Raw genomic sequence first — 21,271 nt, forward strand, 5'->3', positions numbered from 1 at the left:
GTGTGCATCACACACTGCGCCTCTCAGCCCGCGTCCGTAACTCGTCGAGGGGAAAATGTTGAGCGACGTTGAGGAGCGTCTCGAGCTCCTCGAAGCCGAACTGGCCATACGCCGGCTTGTCGCCGTGTACTGTCATGGCGCTGATAAACGTGATCTTGATCGATTTCTGAGCGTGTGGGCATCGAACGCATCTTGGGTGCTCAGTGACGAGGCGACCTTCAGAGGTCACGATGCCATCGCGAGTGTCGTTCGACGCCAATGGGAAGCCTTCGCCGGTTACGTTCACTAGACCACCAATCACGTCGTCGAAGTCGACGGGGACCGAGCAAAGGGCGAGTGCGATGTCGCCGTGGCGGTCCAGCTCCACAACGGTCAGTGGCTACACTCCGGGGGCACCTACATCGACGAGTACGTTCGTAGCGACGGGCGCTGGTTGATCGCTCGGCGAGATGCCCGCCGCGGCTTCGACATCGACCCGCCGCCGGAACCTCACGATATTCCGGTTCGTTTTGACGACCTTCTCTCGTCAACTGACGAAGAGAACTGAGCCGTCCCTGTCGGCTAAAGAGCGAAGCCGTGCTCATGACGTTTTGGTGCCAAACCGATCGGTTTCGCGCCGAGGTGTGCCGCTTCTGTCACATCAGCGCACCGTGCCTGGTCGGCGGCTAGGGTCGAATATCTCAGCGAGCGAAAGGAGCCCATCGGATGCGACGCCCCTTCATGACCGACCCCGAGCTGCTGCGCTCGTTGCGGGGCCAGCAGTACCTGGTGCGCCGCCCCGTCGCGGACGTTGCGAAGTTCTACGACGACGAACAGCGATCGCTTCGAGGTCTACTACAGACATCTCTCCCTTGTCCCAACACCGGCCATGTGACCTTGCGCGGCTTCTTCGAGCCCGAACGAGTGCAGCCGCTTGGAGATGCTCTAGCGGGGTGGGCGCAACTCCAAGCTCCCATCGATCTCCGGGTGGCAGCCGTCGACGGATTCCCGACACCATTTCAGATCGTGATCGCGCGAGCCGAACGTTCGCCATCCCTCGTGAGCGCCTACACGGCCCTCACCGAGATGCTCGACACCAGCGACTTTAGACGCATCGGCGAACTCCCGCTTTACGAGTGGGTGTTTCACCTGTCACTCCTATATGCCGGTGCCCTGCCCGAACTCGAGTGGCTGGCGCTCCATGGTCAGAGTCGGCGCGACCTTGCATCGGTGCCGGCCGAAGTGATCACCTCCGCTGAGTATGTCTGGTACGACGACGACGGCGAACACATCGAGGTCCTGCCCCTCGGCACGGATCGCTACTGACCCAACGGCGCTACCTCAAACATTGAACAAAGGCTCGGGTGCGAGCGTGGGATGCCGTGGCTATCGCTCTACCATTGAGCGCCATGCGATACCGGCTGATGAACGATTACTTAGCGGACTGGCCGTTCTGGGGGGAGGGGGAGGATGCCGGGCTGTGTGCTGCAGGTAATCCCGCGCTTCCCGCTGATCTGGAAGCCGACATTCGGGCATGGGCTGCATGCTTCAATGACCAGTTCAGTTGGGAGTATGGATGGCCGGATGAGGAGACCGCCGCTGCTCACAAAGTCGAGGGCGAACGGCTGCACCGTTGCGTACAGCGGGCCCTACCTGAGCATGACATCGTCCTCAACTACTGGGAGAAATCCGTCCGATAGGCACTCGCGCTTCGACGCATCACCGATCGACTTCGCTGCTATCGATTGATGGCTGCCCATGCCTCAAACTCCCCCTGCACCTCGTCGAAAAAAGCCGTCTTCGCCCGCGTGTAATCGTCGTAGTCGGCTTTGCCGACCTGTTGTGCACTGAGATCTCGTTTCACTGCCTCGTAGCGACTGCGAGCGTCAGGGTTAGCCCGTAACCAGTCGCGGAACCAGACCGTGTAAAAGCCCCAGGGGGAGTCTGCTCGTCGGACATGCAGGATGGCTTGGGCGTCCTCGTTCCAGAAAAGTTGCTTCTCCCATACGCGGGGATCGACCTCGACCGAGCCTCGTGGAAGGTCGCGGTCGACGCCCGGGGAATCTGGTCGGGATCCACGAGCCCTCATGTAGCCCAACGGTTGCAACCTCGCGCGGAGGTCCCCCTCGGCGGGCAGGGGAGAAATGCGTAGCTGCAGATCGATTAGAGGCTTCGCTGCAAGGCCAGGCACGGAGGTGGAGCCGATGTGATCGAGTTTCGCGGACTCGCTGCCATCCATTCCTTTCAACGCGTCGCCCACGTCAGACAGTAAACGCGATGCGCGCTGAGGCCACTCGGCTTGATGCTCGACCAGCGCAGCCGGATTTTTCTCCTCGCTCACGTCAGCTTCGCAGGGTCGCGTAGTCAGCTACGGACGTGAACTCTGCCGCGGCCGCTTGAAGTGTGGGGTCGGCGGCGATGAAGGCGTCGGCCTGCAAGGTCGCGACGGCGAGGTACTCCGCGAGCGCGGTGTCCTCCCAATCGAGTTGTCCTGCGATCTTCCACGCGGTGGCTCGGGAGACACGGTCGCCGAGCAGACGGATCTGCAGGGTGGCGAGCCCGTCGAGTTGAGCGCGCGCAACCTTCTCCTCAATCGCACCTTCGCGCATCTCGCGGTAGAGCAGGGAGAGCACGTGGCTGCGCAGCACGGCGGGACCCACGAGGCGATGCCGAGACCCGATTCCGGGATCGTCGCGAATGATTCGGAGTGCGGTGGGCGCGTCGATCGCGAAGCGCTTTCCTGCGGGCTTCATCATCTCTTCAGCCAATCCCGTTCGATCCTGGTACTCAAGTCTGAGGCGGAACACCACGGAAAAGGTGTCGCCCCCGAGGGCACAAATAGGAGTAACCAACCACTTCCACGGGACGCCTGGAAAATGGCCACTGACCCCGCTCCGCAACACCAACCTGTGGTGCAAAACCCATCGGTTCGCGCCACCAACCCGTCGAGGGTGGAGTGAGTGACGGTGTACGTATTACCGCCCTGCAGAAGACGCCTCGATCCTCTGACTCCCGAGTCAACCCTCGCCCGGACCCGATGCGAGTCGGGTGAGCCGCGTGCGCCCCGAGACGCTGGCGTAGTCGACCAGATACACATGTTGTCCCGGCCCAAGCCGGTCGATGAGATCGATTAGCGGGATACCTGACCGGAAATCGTGTTCACTGATCGACCGTGGGTAAGCCCCAGCGACGAGGAAAACGGGCATGCGTTCGATTCCGTCAACCGGGTGAGTCCTGGTCATGTGACGAGTCTGCTATGTGCGGCGGCACCGACGCCACATCGGTCGGGACAGGGCTAGCGCCAGTCCGACCGCGGGGTGGGAGTGCAACGAGCGATGTGGTGCGAAGCCGATCGGTTTTGAGCCGGGCAACGGCGCCGCGAGAAGTTTCCCTGAACGCGCTCACGGAGTGGGCTCGAAACCCCATGTCGAAACGGGAAACGGGTCGAAAAGTGTGTGGGCATTCTTGTGGCCAGGGGTCGATGCTCTCAGTGCTGGGGGGGCTCACTTATAGCTACCGCCGCGCGGACGCAGCTGAACTCCCTCTCTGATGAGGCGCTGCCGCACGTTGTTGTAGCTGGTGTCGAGGCGAGACGCGATGGTGGCGATTGGATGGCCGTGCTCGTACATCGCTCGTGCGACCTCGACCTGGTCGCTAGTGAGCGCTTGATGTCGCAGTGATGCTCCCTCGTCTCGAAGCAAGCGAAGGATGCCGGTCTTCGACAGACCGTAGGTCTCACAAAGACTTGGGGTCGTTGCGCCCGACTCGTACTCAGTGACGATTCGCTTGACCTGCGCAGGTTCGAGACGTCGCCGAAGTGATCGGCTCACCTGTTTTAGAGGGTTGGTTGAGAGAGGCAAATCTGTCGCTAGGCCAGCCAGTTTCTGCAGTTCTCCCAGGGGTGGCGGCAGCAGTGAATCGGCCTGGCTTTCGTTCCTATTGGGAGCCTTGTCCGGCAGGTGCTGGATTGGCTGATTCGAGGTCAGCGTAATACGCGTCCTCGACTTCGATCGGGGTGCGCATGTCGAGCTCGCCGTGGAGGCGGGAGTTGTTCCACCGCCACACGTATTCGAGTGTTGCCAGTTCCACCTGCTCGACGGTTCGCCAGGGGCCTCGCTGGCGGATCAGTTCGGTCTTGTAGAGGTTGTTCACGGCCTCGGCCATCGCGTTGTCAAACGAGTCGCCGACGGTTCCTGTCGAGGGGATGGCGCCGAGTTCGACGATCCGGTCGGTGTAGACCATTGCGGTGTAGTTCGATCCGTGGTCGGCGTGATGGATCAGCCCGTCGAGCCTGCCGCCGGCGTCCCACGCGGCCATGTCGAGCGCCTGCATCGGCAGGATCTCGGCCTTGAGCGTGGCGGCGACGTTCCACCCGACGATGCGTCTCGAGTAGACGTCGGTGACGAACGCGACGTACGCGAAGCCGGACCAGGTCGCGACGTAGGTCACGTCGCAGACCCAGAGCCGTCTCGGAGCCGGCGCGGTGAAGCGCCTGTTTACGAGGTCGGCGGGCAGCACCGTTGTCTTGTCGGAGCGGGTCGTGAACACCCGCTTCGACTTCCTCACGCCCCGGACACCCGCGAGACGCATAAGCCTCTCGGTCTGGTCGCGGCCGATGTCCCACCCCTGCCGGCGTATCAGCGCATGCATCTTCCGTCGCCCGTAGACGCCGTAGTTCTCCGCATGCAGCCTGGCGACCTCCGGTGCGAGCAGTTCGTCCCGCAACCGCCGCGTTGACGGCGTTCGGGCGAGGGCGGCGCGGTAGCCGCGGGAGGTAAGGAAACCCTGGACTGCCGGTCGGAGGACCCGGCAGATGAGCTCGACCCCGAAACGATCCCGGTGTTCACTGATGAACCGGATCATCTCGGTCAGGGGCGGTCGAGCTCCTTCGCGAAAAACACACTTGCAGCCTTGAGAATCTCATTCGCCTTACGAAGCTCGGCGTTCTCCTTCTGCAGCCGCTTGATCTCCGCCGCCGCGTCCGTTGTCAGCCCGGGTTTGGCGCCCGCGTCGACTTCCGCTTGACGCTGCCACAGTCGCAGCGTCTCCGGACTCATCCCCAGCAGGCCCGCGACATGCCGCACGGCGCTCATCATCGTCGGGTGCGACGGCCGCGTCTCCGCGAGCATCCTGAGCGCCCGCTCACGCATCTCCGGCGAGTACTTCCTGTTCATCGTCTTCCATCCTTGCTTGAAGAACGGAACGAAAGTCAGGCCGATTCAGCAGCGCGGATTTATCCGAGTAGCGGTGTACCGGCTCTACTTCGGGGATGGGACTCGAGTCTTACTCGAACAATTCTTCAAGGCCAAGATGCGGAACCGCCGCATGGATGGCTCATACGCGTTCCTTCTTTGCCCTGTCGTAGGTGGCGAGACCCATGCTGACCTGCTGTTCGTTGAGTTCAGTCAGCAGGGAGCGGTGGTCACCGGTAATCCGGGTCCGACTGAGCGGCAATCTGCCCGAGCGGCATGGAGTGGTTGCTCAGATCGATCACCGCGCTCTCCGGAAAACGCCTTCCTCGCCCGTCTCGGAACTATTCGTTCGTACCAAGCTCGGCCCGGAAACGATCGGTTTTGCGCCACGTGCGGTCGACGCTTTTCGTAGTGCGCACCGCGTTGATGCGCGAGGCGCTGGATTTGACTGTTGGGTAAGACCGTTAGGGTTGCGCCTCGTCTAGGAAGCCGCCATGCGTACTAACCAATCGCCGATCAGTGTGAGGACGACTCCCGATCGGTCCAGATGGACGTTGTGCCCGGCGGTATCCAAGGTGACGAAGGTGGCGCGCGGGTAATGCTCAATCGTTGCCCATGCGTCTTCGCAGCCGACCACATGGTCCTGCCGTCCTGTAAAAAACAGTGACGGCTGCGTGAATGGCTCTGGGGATAGAGTCTCAGGCTCAGCCGACAGCGCGTATCGCTCGGAGATCCGATTCAAAGCGTCTTGGTCTGCCGCGGCGAGGCCAGGATGCGCATGTTCTAGGAAAGCCTGCGCCTTGTCGTTCGTGTGCATCACGGCCATGTCGGCGTACTGGGGCGCAACGTCACCAAGTTCGCGCAACACCGACGCGTCGGATGACAAGACCGTCCGCTCTGGGACGGCCCTGTGTGACTTGTTGGACACGAAAACGGGTGCGATCAGCGCCAGCCCGAGAGCCTGGAGTCGGAAGTCGTGCGCAACTCGGCGGGCGATCATGCCGCCGAACGAGTTCCCGAGCACGGCGAACGGCTCATCACCTACCCGCTCGCGAACTTCGGCCTCAACCGCGAGCACGACGTCCTCCGCGCTCGCCACCTCACCAGCAGGTGTCTGCCCGTGGCCCGGGAGATCAAAGTACATGTCCACCTCGGAGGTCAGCCGTCGGTCAACGCGTACCACCGGCTGTGGGATCCGGTCACATCGTGATCGAGCGAGGGCGCGGTACCGCTCGCCGCGCCCCCGCCCGCCTGCCGTCGCAGCACGCGCGCGTGGTGTTACGCCCCGCTACGCTCCCCGTGCCCCCGACGAAGCGCGCAGCATTCCCGCGCCGCACCACACCCGTGCACCGTGCACACTCCCCGGTGTGAAGTCCGTCACTCGCGCCACTGTGCCGCCCGCGCGATGTTCCTAGCGTGAGGGGAGCGCGAAGACGCGCACTCCAACGCTCGAATCGCGCCGACGCAGCCGTCGGCGCGGGGAGGTGAACGACGATGTCTCTCGACGAACTCGACACGCGCACCACGACACGGGGCACGGTGTCCGGCCTCGATCATCTGCCGTGGCGGAGCCCCTCGGCGGGGACCGCGCGGCTGGCGGTGCGCGATGTGACCGAAGAACTCAGCTACCGCGCCCTCGAACGACGCGCCGCGGCCTGCGCGGAGCAGTTCGCCGCGCGGGGCATCGGCCGCGGCGACGTCGTGGCGATCATGCTGCCGAACTCCGTCGCGTTCCTCACCGCCATGCTCGGCGCCTGGCGCGTCGGTGCCGCGGTGACCCCGGTGAACCCCACCTTCACCGAGCGCGAGCTCCGCTACCAGCTAGACGACTCGGGAGCGCGTCTGCTCATCACCTCGGCGGCACCGAACGTCGAGGTCGAGACGCTCGCGCCGGCGGATCTCGCCCGCGTCGCGGACGGGCCCGTCGACGACCCGGCCATCACGCCCGACACCCTCGCACTGCTGGTGTACACGAGCGGTTCGACCGGGCAGCCCAAGGGCGTCATGCTCGACCACGCCAACCTCAGTGCGATGGCTCGATCCCTCGGCCGGCACATCGAGCTCGGACCCGACGACCAAGCCCTGCTCGTGCTGCCGCTGTTCCACGTCAACTCGCTCTGCGTGAGCTTCCTCGCCCCGATCAGCGCCGGCGGCAGTGTCTCGATCCTCGAGCGCTTCGCCCCCGCCACCTTCCTCGACGCGGTCCAGCGCTTCCGGCCCACCTACTTCTCCGCGGTGCCGGCGATCTTCGCCCGTCTGGCAGAGATTCCGCGGGAAGAGTTTCCGCGTCTGCCCTCGTTGCGCGTGGCGATCTGCGGGGCGGCTCCGGCCAGCCCTGAACTCCTCGCTTTCAGCGAGGAGCGCTTCGGCATCCCGATCCTCGAGGGGTACGGCCTCACCGAAGCCACGTGCGCCTCGGCGTGCAACCCGCTGTGGGGCGAGCGCAAGCCCGGCACCGTGGGCCGCGCGCTCCCCGGCCAGCAGATCGCCATCCTCGACGACGAAGGCCGTCTCGTGCCCCCGGGCGTGCGCGGCGAGGTCGCGATCCTCAGCCCCACCGTCATGCGCGGATACCTCGGACGACCGGATGCCACGGCCGAGGTGATGCGCGGAGGATGGCTGCGGACCGGGGATATCGGCATCCTGGACGAAGACGCCTACCTGACGCTCGTCGATCGGGCCAAGGACATGATCATCCGCGGCGGCGAGAATCTCTACCCCAAGGAGATCGAGGCCTTCCTCGTCACCCACCCCGCGGTGCTCGAGGCCGCGGTCATCGGGCGCCCTGACCCGGTGTACGGCGAGGTCCCGATCGCTGACGTCGTGCTGCACCCCGGCGAGACCGTCACCGAGGACGAGTTGCGCGCCCACTGCGCCGAGGGCCTCACCAAGATCAAAGTGCCCGCCGAGATCCGCATCGTCGCCGATCTTGTGCGCAACCCGGTCGGCAAGGTCGACAAGCCGGCGATGCGCCGCGCGCTCGCCGCGAGCGCCGCCTGACCACCTCTCTTCCCCTCATCCCGTCACCGAAGGAGTTGTCATGGGATTCAAAACCGGCGATTTTCCGCCCGTCGATCTGTCGACGTTCTTGCACCAACCGCTGCGTGAGCGCGTCAAGGCGCTCGGGCTCCACTGGGTCGAGTACGGCTTCGGATCGCCCCGTATGATCGCGGCGACTTACCTCGTCAAGATCGCCGTGCTGTGGCTCCTGATCGGCAGCATCATCATCACGGCGACGAGCGGTGTGGGATGGTTCTGGCAGGTCGACCAGTGGTGGAACCAGCCGATCGTCTATCAGAAGGCGATCATCTGGACGATGCTGCTCGAAGCGATCGGTCTCGCCGGGTCGTGGGGGCCTACGGCGGGCAAGTTCAAGCCCATGACCGGTGGCATCCAGTTCTGGGCTCGTCCGGGCACGATCCGGCTGCGGCCGTGGGCCTGGGTGCCGGGGACGGCCGGCGACACCCGCACGATCTTCGACGTCGTCGTCTACCTCGGGTTCCTCGCGGCGCTCGCCACGGCGCTCGTGCTCCCCGGCACGGTGACCCCGGCGCTCGCCGCGGCGCTGCCCGGGAACACGAGCGGGCTCGTGCAGACCGCCCCCGTGATCGTCGCGATCGCGCTGCTGGTGATCGTGGGGGTGCGCGACAAGACGATCGCGGTCGCCTCGCGCATCGAGCAGTACCTGCCGGCGCTGGTGTTCTTCTCGGTGCTGTCGTTCGTCGACATGATCATCGCGCTGAAGCTGCTCATCGTGGCCGTGTGGGTCTGTGCGGGCGTTTCGAAGTTCGGCAAGCACTTCGTCAACGTCATCCCGCCGATGCTCAGCAACACCCCGTTCTGGCCGCCGCGGTGGCTCAAGCGAGCCCTTTATCGCGACTTCCCGCGGGACGTCCGGCCGTCGAAGCTCGCGCACTTCATGGCGCACGCCATGGGCACCACGGTGGAGATCGCCGTTCCGCTCGTGCTGCTGTTCTCGCAGAACTTCTGGGTGACGCTTGCGGCGGTGGTGCTCATCGTGGGCTTCCACCTGTTCATCTTCTCGACGTTCCCGCTCGCCGTTCCGCTCGAGTGGAACACCCTGTTCTGCTACGCCGCGGTGTTCCTCTTTCTCGGATTCCCGGCGCAGTCGGGGTACGCGGTCACCGACTTCTCGAACGGGTGGCTCCTCGCCGGGATCGTGGCGGCCCTGCTGTTCTTCCCGGTGCTCGGCAACATCCGCCCCGACAAGGTCTCGTTCCTCCCATCGATGCGTCAGTACGCCGGCAACTGGGCGTCGGCGCTGTGGACTTTCACGCCAGGAGCGGAGAAGAAGCTGGATGCCGTCATCCGCCCGACGAAGAACCAGGTCGATCAGCTGGTGCAGCTGGGGTACGCCCCCGAGGTCGCTGAGATCACGATGCAGCAGACCCTGGCTTGGCGCTCGATGCACAGCCAGGGCCGCGGCCTCTTCTCGGTGCTGTACCGGGCACTGCCCGACATCGAGACCCGCACGATCCGCGAGGGTGAGTTCGCCTGCAACTCGGTGATCGGCTTCAACTTCGGCGACGGGCACCTGCACGACGAGTCGCTCATCCGTGCACTGCAGAGCCGCTGCCGCTTCGAGCCGGGCGAGTTCGTGGTGGTATGGGTGGAGTCCCAAGCCATCCACGCGAACTACCAGGAGTACAAGGTGATCGATGCGGCCCGTGGCGTCATCGAGCGGGGGCGCTGGCGCGTGGCGGATGCCGTGGCCGCCCAGCCGTGGCTCGCGGACGGGCCCATCCCGCTCGAGCGGTCCTGGCGCGCCGACGCGACCGGCCCGGTGACCGAGGCGACGAACAGCGTCCGCACGGTCTCGCGCAGGCGAGGAGAGCGGGTCCCGAAATGACACGCGCCGTGGTCGTCGGCAGCGGTCCCAACGGGCTGGCCGCTGCCGCGACCCTGTCGGCCGCCGGCCTCGACGTGCACGTCGTCGAGGCGGCGGACGAACTCGGAGGAGGGGCGCGCAACAGCGAGCCCCTCCTCGCGGGGCTCATCCAGGACCACTGCGCCGCGGTGCACCCGATGTCCGCGGGGTCGCCGTATTTCGCTGATCTCGAGCTGCCCGCCTCGCCATGGGCGCTCCCCGAGATCGACTGCGCCCACCCGCTCGACGACGGCGACGTGGTGCTGCTGCGCCGCTCCATCGACGACACCGCGGCCGACCTCGGGCGCGACGGGTGGCGGTGGCGGACCATCTTCGGGCCGTCGTCGAGGTCATTCGCGGCACTGTCGGAAGACATCCTGCGCCCCCTCGTCGGCATCCCGCGTCATCCTCTTCTCCTCGCGCGCTTCGGCGCCGGCGCGGCCCTGCCGCCGGTATGGACCTCCCGGGCGTTCGCCGAGGAGCGGACGCGGGCACTGTTCCTCGGCGTCGCGGCCCATGCGTTCCAGCGGCTCGACCAGCCCCTCGTGGGCGGGATCGGCGTGGGCATCATCACCGCCGGGCACGCCGTGGGCTGGCCCGTGGTCGCGGGCGGCACGGGGACGCTCACCGCGGCCGTAATCGCGCGGCTGCGCGAACGCGGGGTGACGTTCGAGACCGGTCGGCGCATCCGTTCGCGGCGCGATCTGCCCCCGCACGACGTCGCCATGCTCGACGTGCACCCGCACGCCGTCGCCGAAATCCTCGGGGGGAGCCTGCCGCGTCGCACGGCGGAGGCGTTCCGCCGCTTCCGCTCCGGGCCCGCGGCCTTCAAGGTCGAGTTCGCCGTCGAGGGCGGCGTGCCGTGGCGAGCGGAAGAGACCGGCCGTGCCGGGACCGTGCACCTGGCGGGGTCGGCGCGCGAGATCGCGGCCGTCGAACGCGACGTCGCCGAGGGGCGGATGCCGGAACGTCCCTTCGTGCTCGTGGGTCAGCAGCACGTCGCCGATCCGCAGCGCTCGGTGGGGAACGTGCACCCGCTGTACGCCTACGCTCACGTGCCCGCCGGCTACACGGGGGATGCCACCGACGCCGTCGTGTCGCAGATCGAGCGGTTCGCCCCGGGCTTCCGCGACCGCATCCGGGCGATGCGGGTCATCACCGCGACGGAGTGGAGCCAGCGGAACCCGAACTTCGTCGGCGGCGACATCCTCACCGGTGCCAAGACGCCGCTGCAGTTCACGCTCGGTCCGCGCATCACGGCGCAGCCGTACGATACGGGGGTGCCGGGCTATTACCTCTGTTCCGCGGCCACGCCCCCGGGGCCGGGGATCCACGGCCTGTGCGGCGTGAACGCCGCACGACGCGCGCTGCGCGGCATCGTGCCCACGGCCGCGCGGCGAACGGCGGAAGCTCAGCCCGCGTGACGACGGCATCCGGTCCCGGCGAGACCCACGAGGGCGACGTCTCCGAACTGCTCGCGCTCGTCGCGCGACAGCTCGACCTGCGCATGCCCGAGATCGTTCGCGAGATGCGCGACCTCCTGGCATCCCGGATCGACGATCTCGGGGGCGACCCGCAACTCGTCGAGATGCTGCAGGCGAGCATCGAGGGCAACGTGACGACGATCTGCCACATCCTCGCGAACCAGATCGATCTGGAGAGTCTGCAGCCCACGACCGCCGCCGTCGAGTACGCGGCGCGGCTCGCGCAGCGCGATGTTCCGCTGTCAGCTCTGACCCGCGCCTACTACCTGGGGCAGAGTATGTTCCTACGGCTCGGGATGGACGAGGCGGAGCGCCTCGGTGTCTCGGACCGCGTGAAGATCGACGTGGTCCGCGATATCGCCGACGTCGTGCACCGCTACATCGACTGGATCCTGCAGCTCGTGACGGGCGTGCACGAGCAGGAGCGTCGGCGCTGGTGGAGCACCCGCGCGACGTTGAACGCGAGCATCATCCTCAAGGTGCTGCGCGGCGACTACCTGCCGATCCGCGGATTCGTCTCCGAGACCGGATACACGCTTGCGCAGACGCACCTCGGTGTCATGGCGTGGTCTGACCTGGATTCCGATGACGCCGCGCGCCAGCACGAGATCGACGTCCTGCTGCGCCGGCTGGCCACGGTCGTACGGTCTCCTGCGCCGCCGCTGATCACGGTGGTGGACCGGTCGACCGCCTGGGCGTGGTTCGGGGCGCCGCTCCTTGACGCCGGCGTCGTCGCGCAGGTCGAGGAGCTCGTGACGACGGTGCCCGGTGTGCGGATCGCCCTCGGCGAGCCAGGCCACGACGTCGCCGGCTTCCGTCGCACGCACGAGCAGGCGGCGATCGCGCGGCTCGTGGCGCTGTCGTCGCCGCGCTACCGCGATCGCGCGGTGGTGTCGTACGCCGACCCGCAGGTCGCTCTCGTCCAGCTGTTGACGAAGGATGCCACGGCGACGGCGGCGTGGGTGCGCGAGGTTCTGGGCGATTACGCCGGTGCCGGGGAGCACGCGCGCTCGATGCGCGAAACCGTCGCGGCGTACTACGCGGCAGACAAGAACGCCGTGCGTGCGGCGGAGCAGCTCGGCGTGCACCGCAACACGGTACGTCAGCGCGTCGACCGGTTCGAAGGGGCGGTCGGGGCGCGCGGCGTCGATCCGCTGCAGGTCGCCCTGGCGCTGCGGATCTACGACGACCTTCTGCTCGACGGAGCCGACGCCCACCACACGTGACGGGCGTTGCGCCGCTCAGCGTGTCCGTGCGTCACCGATCTTCGCCGTGATGGTAGCCGCCCCCTGCGCGGAGGGTGCGTTCGCTGTCGTCGGTGTTGAGTGGGCTCGGCCGGGGGCGGGGCGCCGGATGCTTTGGCTCGCCGCGTGCATCGGCATCCTCGACGTGGTCGCCAACGCGCTGTACCTCGAGGCGGTGCGTAACGGGATGCTGTCGGTCGTCGCCGTGATCAGTTCGCTGTATCCCGCGAGCACCGTCGTCCTCGCCTTCGCGATCGATAGAGAGCGACCCACCCGCCGTCAGGTCGTCGGGTTCGTCGTGGCCATCGCAGCCTTGGGGATCATCACGTGGGGGAGAAGCTGAGGCGGCGGAGCTCTCACGACGTGGACGTCTCGTCACCGTCGGCCTCCTCTCGGTCGCCGCTCCACCCCGTCCCTGACGAAGGCTTGCCGGACGTTGCCGTAGCTGACGTCGAAGTGCGCAGCTATAGCCGCGAGCGAAACACCACTCTCATAGAGGGCCGCCGCCTCGCGCACCTGCTCGTCGGTCAGAGGCTGGCAACGGAGTCGGACGCCTTCGTCGCGGAGCAGCTTCAGCAAGCCGCCCTTCGAGAGGGAGTACTCGATGCAGAGCGATGGCGTGGTTGCGCCCGAGCAGTACTTGTCGACGATCTCAGCGATCAGAGTCGGTTGAAGACGTCTCCGAAGCGGCTGAGGCATCGGCGCGGGGCAAGCGGTTGAGGCGCCCGGAGCGGGCCTGAGGCCAGCCAGTTTTTGCAACTCCACCAGAGGTGGCGGCAGGAGCACTGATTTATTCGAGTAGCGGTGTACCGGCTCTACTTCTCGGACAGGTTAGCTGTCTTACTCGAACAAGTGCCGGGCCTAGATGTCGCAGCGACACGTCTCCGGCTCCTCCCTCGTTGGATGTCCGTCTCATCCTTCGGGTGAGCTTGCGCGAGGGCTACTCAGATCGTCCAGCCCAGAGGCGTGCTTGAGCGTGAGTATGGTCAGCGCAGTCTGGGTGGTCCAGACAACGCCCTAACTCGGAAGCGGCGGTCCTCGAGGGTGCTCAACGGCGCGCGCATTTTGCTGGTTCCGGTGTGTCGATAGTCGCGATGGTGGTGGGCGCTTCTGTTCCTGCCGAGGCGACGAGCTTCCCGGTGCCGGCTTCAGCTGCGCAGGCCGAAAAGCAGCCATCGCTTTCGTCAGAGCCAACACCCAATGTGGACTCTTCGGTACCGGAGAGTGAGTTCGATCCCCTCACCGACGAGCCCGTCACGCCCAAGCCTGTCTCGACGGTGGCGCCATCGCACCTGTGTCGACGTCGTTCGCGTCGAGGCAAGATCGACCACGACATTCTCGAGGCGCGAGTAGGCCTAACGACAAGTCTGATTGTTCATCAGCGTAGTACGCGGTCCCGACCTCAAGCGGCGTGATCATCACCAGATGGGGCGTCGTTGTGTGTCGATTCGTTGCTTGCGGGGGTATCGGAGCAGCCGGACCAGGTTTCCGATCGCGATGAAGGTGAAGACGACGCCAGTGAGATAGAACCAGGGGGTGTTGAACACCTCGGGCAGGGCGAGGACGAACATTCCGGTGGGGAGGAAGGTGTTGATCGTGCCGAAGACGATCACGATCCCCAGCCCCACGCTGGTGCCATCCCGGGAGCCGCGCCGCGCCCACAGAACGCCGGGGCCGGCAGCCATGACGACGTTGGTGAGCGCGAACCACTGGAGTACGCTGCCTTCGCCCATGAACACGATGAGCAGGTTCACCACCGCGTAGAACCCGGCGAGTTGAACCAGCAGGTTCAAAACCGCCTGGCGGATGGTGACTCGATCGCCGAAGTACGGGCCCCAGATCTCGACCCGTTCCAGGGTGACGGCCTTCCAAAGGTTGAAGATCTCGAATCCGGTCCACACGAACAGCGCGATCGACGCGACGGTGAGGAACCAGTTCCAGTTGTGTGCTGCGGCGGCGCTCAGCAGGATCACTGCCCAGGAGCTGTCGTGGGCAAGGTAGAAGGTGTGCATCCAGATCGGGAACGGGGCCTTCTTCTCCCGCGTCACCAGCCGGAAGCTATACAGGTACTCCCAGTAACCAAACGCGAAAGTGAGCCCCGCCGCGATCAGGAGAGGGATGTTGTCGAGAGTGAAGGCAGCGATGAGCTGGTCGTACATGGTGGGTTTCCTCTCTGGCTGCGCGAGCGGGACGCCTCATTGGAGAGGTCGGGCAGCCCCCCCCCGGGGGGGGGGGGGGGGGGGGGGGGGGGGGGGGGGCATCGGCGGAGGTCATGCGCGCGGAAGCTTTTGCTCGTTCTGAGATCTCGCCCGCGGGTCGAAAAGCCGCGTCAGCGCGTCCTGCCGGCCAGGACGGTTGCGCCCGGTCGCCCCGACTGAGCGGTGCGACCGGGCCGCGTCCAGCTTCTTACTTGCTGACCTTGCGGTATGTCTCGGGTCGGGGAAGCGCGGATCCGAACGAGTATGCTGCGGGGTCGTCGCCCCAGAACTCGGCCCAGCGCCTGATCTTGCCGTCTTCGATCTCGAAGACGGAGGCGAAATGTCCATCGTGGGTGTCGTCGTGGTCCGGGCTGAAGCAATGTTCGGTTCGTTCGGTGATGACGGTGGAGTCTCCCTCGGTGGCGAGGTGGAGGAGGGTTACCTTCGCAAAGGGTCGGCAGTAGATCTCGATGTACTTCTCGAGTGCACCGAGGACCGCGTCGATGCCTTCTCGGTCGGGCCTGCCTGTGTTCTGGAGAACGACGTCGGGATGCAGGTGACGAATGTAGGCCTCCTTGAAGCCGACCTCGCCCCAGTCCTTGTAGAAGTTTCGAACAACGGTTTCTGCGGTAGTAGGCATCTTCTTTCCGTTCTCGGTCGCTGCGCTCGCGCCAGACATTGGTTCGAGTCTTGATCTGTCGGGTGTTATGTCGGGGGTGCTGCCGTTACGGCGTCTTCACTGTTGCCAAATGAGCTTTGAGGGGAACCGCGGTATCGGCGAGCTCGGAGGCAGACGCGTGGACGCCGTTCTTGACGAGTTGCTTCCCCTGGGCGAAGTCGGCGACGGAGTTGATGCAGTCCAGGGCGATGACACGACCTTCTCGGAGGTAGACCACACTGAACTTCCTACTCTCGACGTCGCCGCGGATTACAGCGTCGTCGTGGCCGGTTTGAAGACCGACTGTCTGCAGTTTGACGTCGAACTGGTGTGACCAGAACCACGGCGGGGAAGGCGGGGCCTGGTCCACTCCAAGAAGGACCTCAGCCAGTGCTTTTCCGTGCTCATTCGCGTTGGGAACCGATTCGAGTCTGACTCGCGAGTCGGCAGCGAACGGGTGGGCGATGTTGACGCAGTCACCGATGGCAAACACATCGGGAAGCGACGTTCGGAAGCACTCGTCGACTTCGAGTCCGTTCGTCACCGTTGCGCCTGCAGCGGCGAGAGGCTCGACGTTGGGTATGAGGCCGACGCCGACAAGGACGATGTCTGCGGGGAGGAGAGTGCCGTCGAGAAGCTCGACGCCGGACGCATTCCCGTTCTCGCCGACGATGCGCTCGATCCCGCTCGCGAGCAACACCGTGGTGTCGTGCTTGCGGTGCAGGTCGAGGTAGAAGTCGGAAACGGCATTGCAGGTGACCCGGGCGAGGAGCCGGTCTTGTGCTTCGATGACGGTGACGTCGAGCCCGAGGGTGGCGAACGCGGCGGCGGCTTCGAGGCCGATGTATCCCCCGCCGATGATCACTGCGCGGTGAGCGGTGCCGACCCTCTGCCGCAGGTCGGCGGCGTCCTGGTGCGTTCGGAGAGAGAGGACGCCAGCGAGTTCGGCGCCGGGAAGTGAGAGTTTGCGGGCCCGGCCGCCTGCGGCCCAGATCAGCCGGCCCCAGCTGATGCGCTGACCGTCCTCGAGCATCGCGACGTGTCCTTCGGCGTCGACAGACTCGACTGTCGCAGGGGCGATCAGGTCGATGTCGTGCTGCGCATACCAATCGGCATTGTGAAACAGGAAGTCGTCGATTTCGGCTTCGCCACGCAGGAAGGCCTTCGACAGCGGAGGTCGCTCATAGGGCAGCGAGTCTTCCGCGTTGATGATGCCCACAGTTCCGGCGAATCCGCCTTTCCTGAGCGAATCGGCCACCTGCACGCCCGCTTGACCGGCCCCCACGACTAGCACGTCATATGCCTCGAGCACGTCTCTCTCCCTTCCCTTATGCGATCGACGGGGAAGAGCATCCGCACATCGTCGCCACGGTCGAGCTAAGCCAACTGGATGAGCAGACGCGCGTCCAATGCATCTTCCGCGGGGAAAAGATTCCTCCAACGCACAAAGCTCAGATGCGTTTCCCGCATTTTTCGGGTCTACAAGATGCATTGGACACTCGACCAGGCCCCGCGTCAACATGGGACCTCAGCCTCGCGGAAGGACAACGATGACCGACTGGCACGCAATCGATAACAAGCTTCTTGACCCTCACTGGTACACCACGCGTGAGTACCACGACGTGTTCAAGACCATGCGGGACGAGGACCCCGTGCACTGGACTGAGAACGAGCGATACGGTCGGCCTCACTGGTCGATCACGCGCTACGACGACGTCAAGGACTATCTGCTCCGCGACGATCTCTTCAGCAACCGGTGGGACACGCGCGTGACCCGTTCACCGAAGCGGCGCACGCCCGAGGAGCGCCACGCGCAGGGGTGGGACATCAACCCGGCCACCAACGACAACCCGGTCCACGATCTGTATCGGGCTCCGATCAACAAGCACTTCAGCGTGCCCGCGATCGGACGCCTCGGCTCGGATGTGTCCGGCATCGTCGACGAGATCATCGCGGATGTCGCGGAGCGAGGGGAGTGCGACCTCGTCGAGGACATCGCAGCCGAGCTTCCCGTGAAGGTGATCCTCCGGATGCTCGGTGTGCCGGAGTCGGACTGGCCGTACCTGCGCGAGGCGTCCTGGCAGTGGCTCGCCTCCGCGGATCCGCGATGGGTGATCGACAACGACCCGGTCGCCACGTACAACGTCGGAATGGGCAAGCTCCTGGACTACTGCCAGGACCTCGCGATCGCCCGTAGGAAGGACCCGAAGGACGACTTCGCGACGGTGATCGGCCAACTGCAGATCGACGGCGACGAACTGAGCATCCACGAGATGCGGATGTGGTTCACCACGATGATCGGTGGCGGCCTCGAGACCACACGCAACGCTGCAGCAGTCGGCCTGTGGGCCTTCATGCTCAACCCGGACCAGCGTACGGCACTCCTCGATGACCCGTCCCTGACCAAGCCCGCGATCGAGGAAGTCCTCCGCTGGGCCACCCCGACGAAGAGCCGGCTCAGAGTCGCAACCCGTGACTTCGACCTGAACGGGAAGCGGATCAAGACCGGCGACTGGGCGGTCGGCTTCCTGGCGTCGGCCAACAAGGACGAGACGGTCTTCCCGGACCCTCACCGCTTCGACATCACAAGGACCCCCAACGACCACCTCGCGTTCGGAACCGGGATCCACCTCTGCTTGGGACGGGCCCTCGCGCGACTCGAACTCGCATCCCTCATTCCGCGGGTCCTTCAGACCTTCCCCGACCTGCGCCCGGTCTCGGATGCGGAGCCGAACTGGATCGCGGACTACGGCGTCAACGGCTTCACTTCGATGCAGGTGGCGTACACGTCCGTCTCGTCGGCGGTGAGCGCCCGATGACGCGCATCGTGTACGTACTCCCCGACGGAGCGGAACGACTCGTCGAAGCGTCGGACGGGGAGTCCCTGATGAGGGCAGCTCTGCAGAACGACATCTCCGAGATCGTCGGGGAATGCGGCGGCGAGATGTCGTGCGGCACCTGCCACGTGTACATCGACGACGCTCCGGACGGGATTGATCCGCAGTCCCGTGACGAGCGGGAACTGCTTGACATGGTCGACAGTGCGCGCCCCTCAAGCAGGCTGGCGTGCCAGATCGCGGTCCGACCCGAACTTGCAGGCCTTTGCGTACGGATCGCCGACGCCCAGTGACGGACGGCATCCTGCGCTGGGGTGTGAAGCAGAGCTTCCGGGAGTACGTCCGCGCCATCGACGACGGGTCCGAAGACACCTCGGCACCTGCATACATGCAGAACGGGGAGTTCTGCTTTCCGCAAAGCGAGGGAGATGGTGGTCTCTGTTTCACGGGCAGAGCGACGCTGTCGGCCTACCGCGGCATGCTGGGCGTGACGATCATCGATCCGCGGATCGAGGCGTACAACAACGCGCTGGTGCTCTCGATCGTCGAACCCACGTCACGGTCTGTGCCGCCAAGCCGCCGTATCGTCTGCACCCTCACACCGCGTGAGTCGACAGCGGCTGACGAGCAGATCCTGGATGCGCACCTCACCGATGCGGGCACCGTGCTCTTCGACGACGTCTACCAGCCCGGAACGAGAATGGACCCGGTGACCGTCGTCGGAGCAGATCTCACGTGCTTGTCGCGTCTTCAGCCCGACCCTAGGGTCGCTCCATGATCGACGTTCACAAGCTCCGCCAGTTCCTCATCGTGGTCAAGACAGGCAGTTTTACCCGCGCCGCGGAGGCACTCAACCTCTCCCAATCCGCACTCTCTCGCAGCATCCAATCCCTCGAAGAGCATCTGGGGACCCGGCTGATCGAACGCGAACGCGGACGGACAGGGATCACACTCACCCTGGCCGGGACCGAGCTCTTCGAGCGCAGCGACGCCATCCTCCACGATCTCGACGAAATGGAGAGCCGAATGACGGGAATGCCAGTGCGCGCGGTCCCGACCATCTCCTTCGGCATTGGACCGATGCTCGGGGGTGTCGTCCTTCCAGGGTTCTTCAAGGATCGACTTCTATCCACCCCTGATCTGCGCGTCCGCGTGCACACCAGCACGTCGGATCTCATGACCGAGCTGCTCCTGGACGGTGAGATCGAGTTCTACCTTGGACTGCCCTCCGTGCGGCGGCGATCGACCCGTGTGCGTCAGCAGGTGTTCGGGAATTTCGCGCCCAACTTCTTTGTCAGGCCAGGGCACCCGCTGGCTGAGCAGGAGCGCGTGACGATCGAGGATCTTCTCGCCTTTCCGCGTATCTCGGGGACCGCGTGGAGCGAGAACCTGATGTCCCTGGGTAGCGAACGGGACCGCTACCTTTTCGCGTCGAGCCTCCAGGTGGACGACTACGGGATGCTCGTGGACATCGCATCCAGCTCAGACGCGCTGATCGTGGCCTCCACCCAGCGTCCAGGAGACGGTCTGGTGCGCCTCCCGATCACGATCGAACTCGCCATCTCCAGTAGCGAATTGTCCGTGTTTTCGCTCGCCGGGACGCGGATGAGCCCGCTGGCAGCGGAGATCGTGGACGACCTGAAGAACCGGTACTTGGCCTTGTACGGTGCCGAGCCGGCATTTCCCCCATCATCTACAAGCGCTCACGGCAATGAACCGCCGGCGGGAAGGAGAGCATCACCATGACAACAGCAGAACGGGATCGAGTCCACATCGCGCAGATCGAGGAGTACCTCACCACGCTCTCCAACTGGGGGCGATGGGGTGAGGACGACCGCCTCGGGACGCTGAACCTCATCACCCCGGAGGTCCGACGCCGCGCAGCCGCGAACGTGCGAAGCGGCACCGCCATCTCCTTGGCCAGAAACCTCGACCCCCTGCGCCCAGACCCGCTGCACTCCGGAGTGACGAACGTGCAACGCGATTCAAAGGTCGGCGAGGTGCGTCACCTGCTCGGTAAAGAGGCCCGCTGGGACGCGGTCGGCGAAGAGATCACGCTCAGCCCTCACGGCGGCAACGCACACCTCGACGGGCTAGGCCACTACTACTGGGATGGTCTGTTCTATAACGGCTTCCCCGCGAGCGCATCTAACAACACGATCGGGTCGGCCCATCTTTCGGTCTCGCACGCCACCGAGGGCATCATCACCCGCGGGGTTCTGCTCGACATCGCCGGGCTCCACGGTGTTCCCTACCTCGAGCGCGGCCACGCCGTTCACGTCGACGAGCTCCTCGAGGCCGAACGCCGACAAGGTGTGCAGGTGCGATCCGGGGACGTCCTCCTCATCCACACTGGCAACGCCGCCGCCCTGGAGACCCTCGGACCGGTGTACCGCACTGCCAACCCGGGACCCCTGGACGGCGTGCAGGCCGGACTCGACATCTCCTGCCTTCCCTTCCTTCACGACCGGGACGTTGCCGCCATGGGCGCGGACGGCACGCACGACGTGCAGCCCGCGCAGGTCGACGACTTCGATTTCGCCCGCCCGATCCACGCCGTCAGCCTCGTGGCGATGGGGCTGTGGCTGATGGACAACCTTGACCTGACTGCCTTGGCGCGGGCCTGCGAAGCCGAGAAGCGGTGGGAGTTCCTGTTCACCGCTCTGCCGTGGAGGTTCGTCGGAGCGACGTCCAGCCCCCTCAACCCTGTCGCGGTGCTCTGACGCCGACCAACCGCGAACGCCGGAACGCCCTTCTGGCCAGCAGACGCCACACAACACCAATCTGTATA

General features: G+C 65.4%; 19 protein-coding genes and 1 pseudogene. 12 read left to right on the forward strand and 8 right to left on the reverse strand.

Annotation, left to right across the window (positions count from 1 at the left end):
- Positions 1–55: 55 nt before the first annotated feature.
- A pseudogene (locus QE388_RS18550) lies at positions 56–547 on the forward strand (nuclear transport factor 2 family protein).
- Positions 548–720: 173 nt separating this feature from the next.
- The gene (locus tag QE388_RS10335; RefSeq protein ID WP_307385177.1) at positions 721–1,305 is read left to right on the forward strand and encodes a 2'-5' RNA ligase family protein; all 585 of its coding nucleotides are present in this window, start codon (positions 721–723) and stop codon (positions 1,303–1,305) included.
- A gap of 412 nt (positions 1,306–1,717) precedes the next feature.
- On the opposite strand, the gene QE388_RS10340 is transcribed toward QE388_RS10335, so the two are convergent.
- The 4 genes from QE388_RS10340 to QE388_RS10355 form a co-directional block, all read right to left on the reverse strand.
- Positions 1,718–2,320, reverse strand: coding sequence for a GrpB family protein (locus tag QE388_RS10340; protein ID WP_275799408.1), 603 nt, complete (start codon positions 2,318–2,320; stop codon positions 1,718–1,720).
- Position 2,321: 1 nt separating this feature from the next.
- The gene (locus tag QE388_RS10345; protein WP_275799409.1) at positions 2,322–2,735 is read right to left on the reverse strand and encodes a hypothetical protein; all 414 of its coding nucleotides are present in this window, start codon (positions 2,733–2,735) and stop codon (positions 2,322–2,324) included.
- A gap of 1,180 nt (positions 2,736–3,915) precedes the next feature.
- Positions 3,916–5,153, reverse strand: a protein-coding gene (locus QE388_RS10350) for an IS3 family transposase (protein WP_307385179.1) whose coding sequence is annotated in 2 segments (ribosomal slippage) — positions 3,916–4,868 and positions 4,868–5,153 — 1,239 coding nt in all. Because the reading frame shifts where the segments join, the coding sequence is not laid out codon by codon here.
- Positions 5,154–5,652: 499 nt separating this feature from the next.
- Positions 5,653–6,354, reverse strand: coding sequence for an alpha/beta fold hydrolase (locus QE388_RS10355; RefSeq protein WP_275801307.1), 702 nt, complete (start codon positions 6,352–6,354; stop codon positions 5,653–5,655).
- Positions 6,355–6,665: 311 nt separating this feature from the next.
- On the opposite strand from QE388_RS10355, the gene QE388_RS10360 reads away from it, so the two are divergent.
- Genes QE388_RS10360 through QE388_RS10380 form a run of 5 tightly spaced genes read left to right on the forward strand, consistent with a single transcriptional unit; the run spans position 6,666 to position 13,130 of the window.
- On the forward strand, positions 6,666–8,171 hold the full coding sequence (locus QE388_RS10360) for a class I adenylate-forming enzyme family protein (protein ID WP_307385181.1): 1,506 nt from the start codon (positions 6,666–6,668) through the stop codon (positions 8,169–8,171).
- A gap of 40 nt (positions 8,172–8,211) precedes the next feature.
- Positions 8,212–10,041, forward strand: a complete 1,830-nt coding sequence (locus QE388_RS10365; RefSeq protein WP_307385183.1) for a DUF3556 domain-containing protein — start codon at positions 8,212–8,214, stop codon at positions 10,039–10,041.
- The gene (locus QE388_RS10370; protein ID WP_307385185.1) at positions 10,038–11,483 is read left to right on the forward strand and encodes an NAD(P)/FAD-dependent oxidoreductase; all 1,446 of its coding nucleotides are present in this window, start codon (positions 10,038–10,040) and stop codon (positions 11,481–11,483) included. The genes QE388_RS10365 and QE388_RS10370 overlap by 4 nt, the downstream gene beginning before the upstream one ends.
- Positions 11,480–12,769 (forward strand): CdaR family transcriptional regulator, encoded by a 1,290-nt coding sequence (locus tag QE388_RS10375; RefSeq protein ID WP_307385187.1) that lies wholly within the window; start codon positions 11,480–11,482, stop codon positions 12,767–12,769. The genes QE388_RS10370 and QE388_RS10375 overlap by 4 nt, the downstream gene beginning before the upstream one ends.
- Before the next feature lie 49 nt (positions 12,770–12,818).
- Entirely contained in the window at positions 12,819–13,130 is a 312-nt protein-coding gene (locus QE388_RS10380; protein WP_345799726.1) for a DMT family transporter, read from the forward strand.
- 32 nt (positions 13,131–13,162) lie between these two features.
- Here QE388_RS10380 and QE388_RS10385 read toward each other — a convergent pair whose 3' ends face one another.
- From QE388_RS10385 to QE388_RS10400, 4 genes are all read right to left on the reverse strand, one after another.
- On the reverse strand, positions 13,163–13,573 hold the full coding sequence (locus QE388_RS10385; RefSeq protein ID WP_275800845.1) for a hypothetical protein: 411 nt from the start codon (positions 13,571–13,573) through the stop codon (positions 13,163–13,165).
- Positions 13,574–14,205: 632 nt separating this feature from the next.
- Complete coding sequence (locus QE388_RS10390; protein ID WP_275800844.1) at positions 14,206–14,946, reverse strand: hypothetical protein; 741 nt, start codon at positions 14,944–14,946, stop codon at positions 14,206–14,208.
- Between the two features lie 247 nt (positions 14,947–15,193).
- Positions 15,194–15,664, reverse strand: a complete 471-nt coding sequence (locus tag QE388_RS10395) for a nuclear transport factor 2 family protein (protein ID WP_275799501.1) — start codon at positions 15,662–15,664, stop codon at positions 15,194–15,196.
- 46 nt (positions 15,665–15,710) lie between these two features.
- On the reverse strand, positions 15,711–16,955 hold the full coding sequence (locus QE388_RS10400; protein WP_307385189.1) for an NAD(P)/FAD-dependent oxidoreductase: 1,245 nt from the start codon (positions 16,953–16,955) through the stop codon (positions 15,711–15,713).
- 238 nt (positions 16,956–17,193) lie between these two features.
- On the opposite strand from QE388_RS10400, the gene QE388_RS10405 reads away from it, so the two are divergent.
- The 5 genes from QE388_RS10405 to QE388_RS10425 are packed head-to-tail and all read left to right on the forward strand — an operon-like array spanning position 17,194 to position 21,203.
- Complete coding sequence (locus QE388_RS10405) at positions 17,194–18,462, forward strand: cytochrome P450 (RefSeq protein WP_275799499.1); 1,269 nt, start codon at positions 17,194–17,196, stop codon at positions 18,460–18,462.
- Entirely contained in the window at positions 18,459–18,773 is a 315-nt protein-coding gene (locus QE388_RS10410; RefSeq protein WP_275799498.1) for a 2Fe-2S iron-sulfur cluster-binding protein, read from the forward strand. The genes QE388_RS10405 and QE388_RS10410 overlap by 4 nt, the downstream gene beginning before the upstream one ends.
- The gene (locus QE388_RS10415; protein WP_275799496.1) at positions 18,770–19,258 is read left to right on the forward strand and encodes an HtaA domain-containing protein; all 489 of its coding nucleotides are present in this window, start codon (positions 18,770–18,772) and stop codon (positions 19,256–19,258) included. Before QE388_RS10410 ends, QE388_RS10415 begins: the two co-directional genes overlap by 4 nt.
- Positions 19,255–20,226, forward strand: a complete 972-nt coding sequence (locus QE388_RS10420; protein WP_275799495.1) for a LysR family transcriptional regulator — start codon at positions 19,255–19,257, stop codon at positions 20,224–20,226. Before QE388_RS10415 ends, QE388_RS10420 begins: the two co-directional genes overlap by 4 nt.
- A complete protein-coding gene (locus QE388_RS10425) occupies positions 20,223–21,203 on the forward strand; it encodes a cyclase family protein (protein WP_307385192.1) in 981 nt (326 codons plus the stop codon). Before QE388_RS10420 ends, QE388_RS10425 begins: the two co-directional genes overlap by 4 nt.
- Positions 21,204–21,271: the final 68 nt, after the last annotated feature.

This window comes from Microbacterium sp. SORGH_AS_0969, assembly GCF_030818255.1.
Lineage (GTDB): Bacteria > Actinomycetota > Actinomycetes > Actinomycetales > Microbacteriaceae > Microbacterium.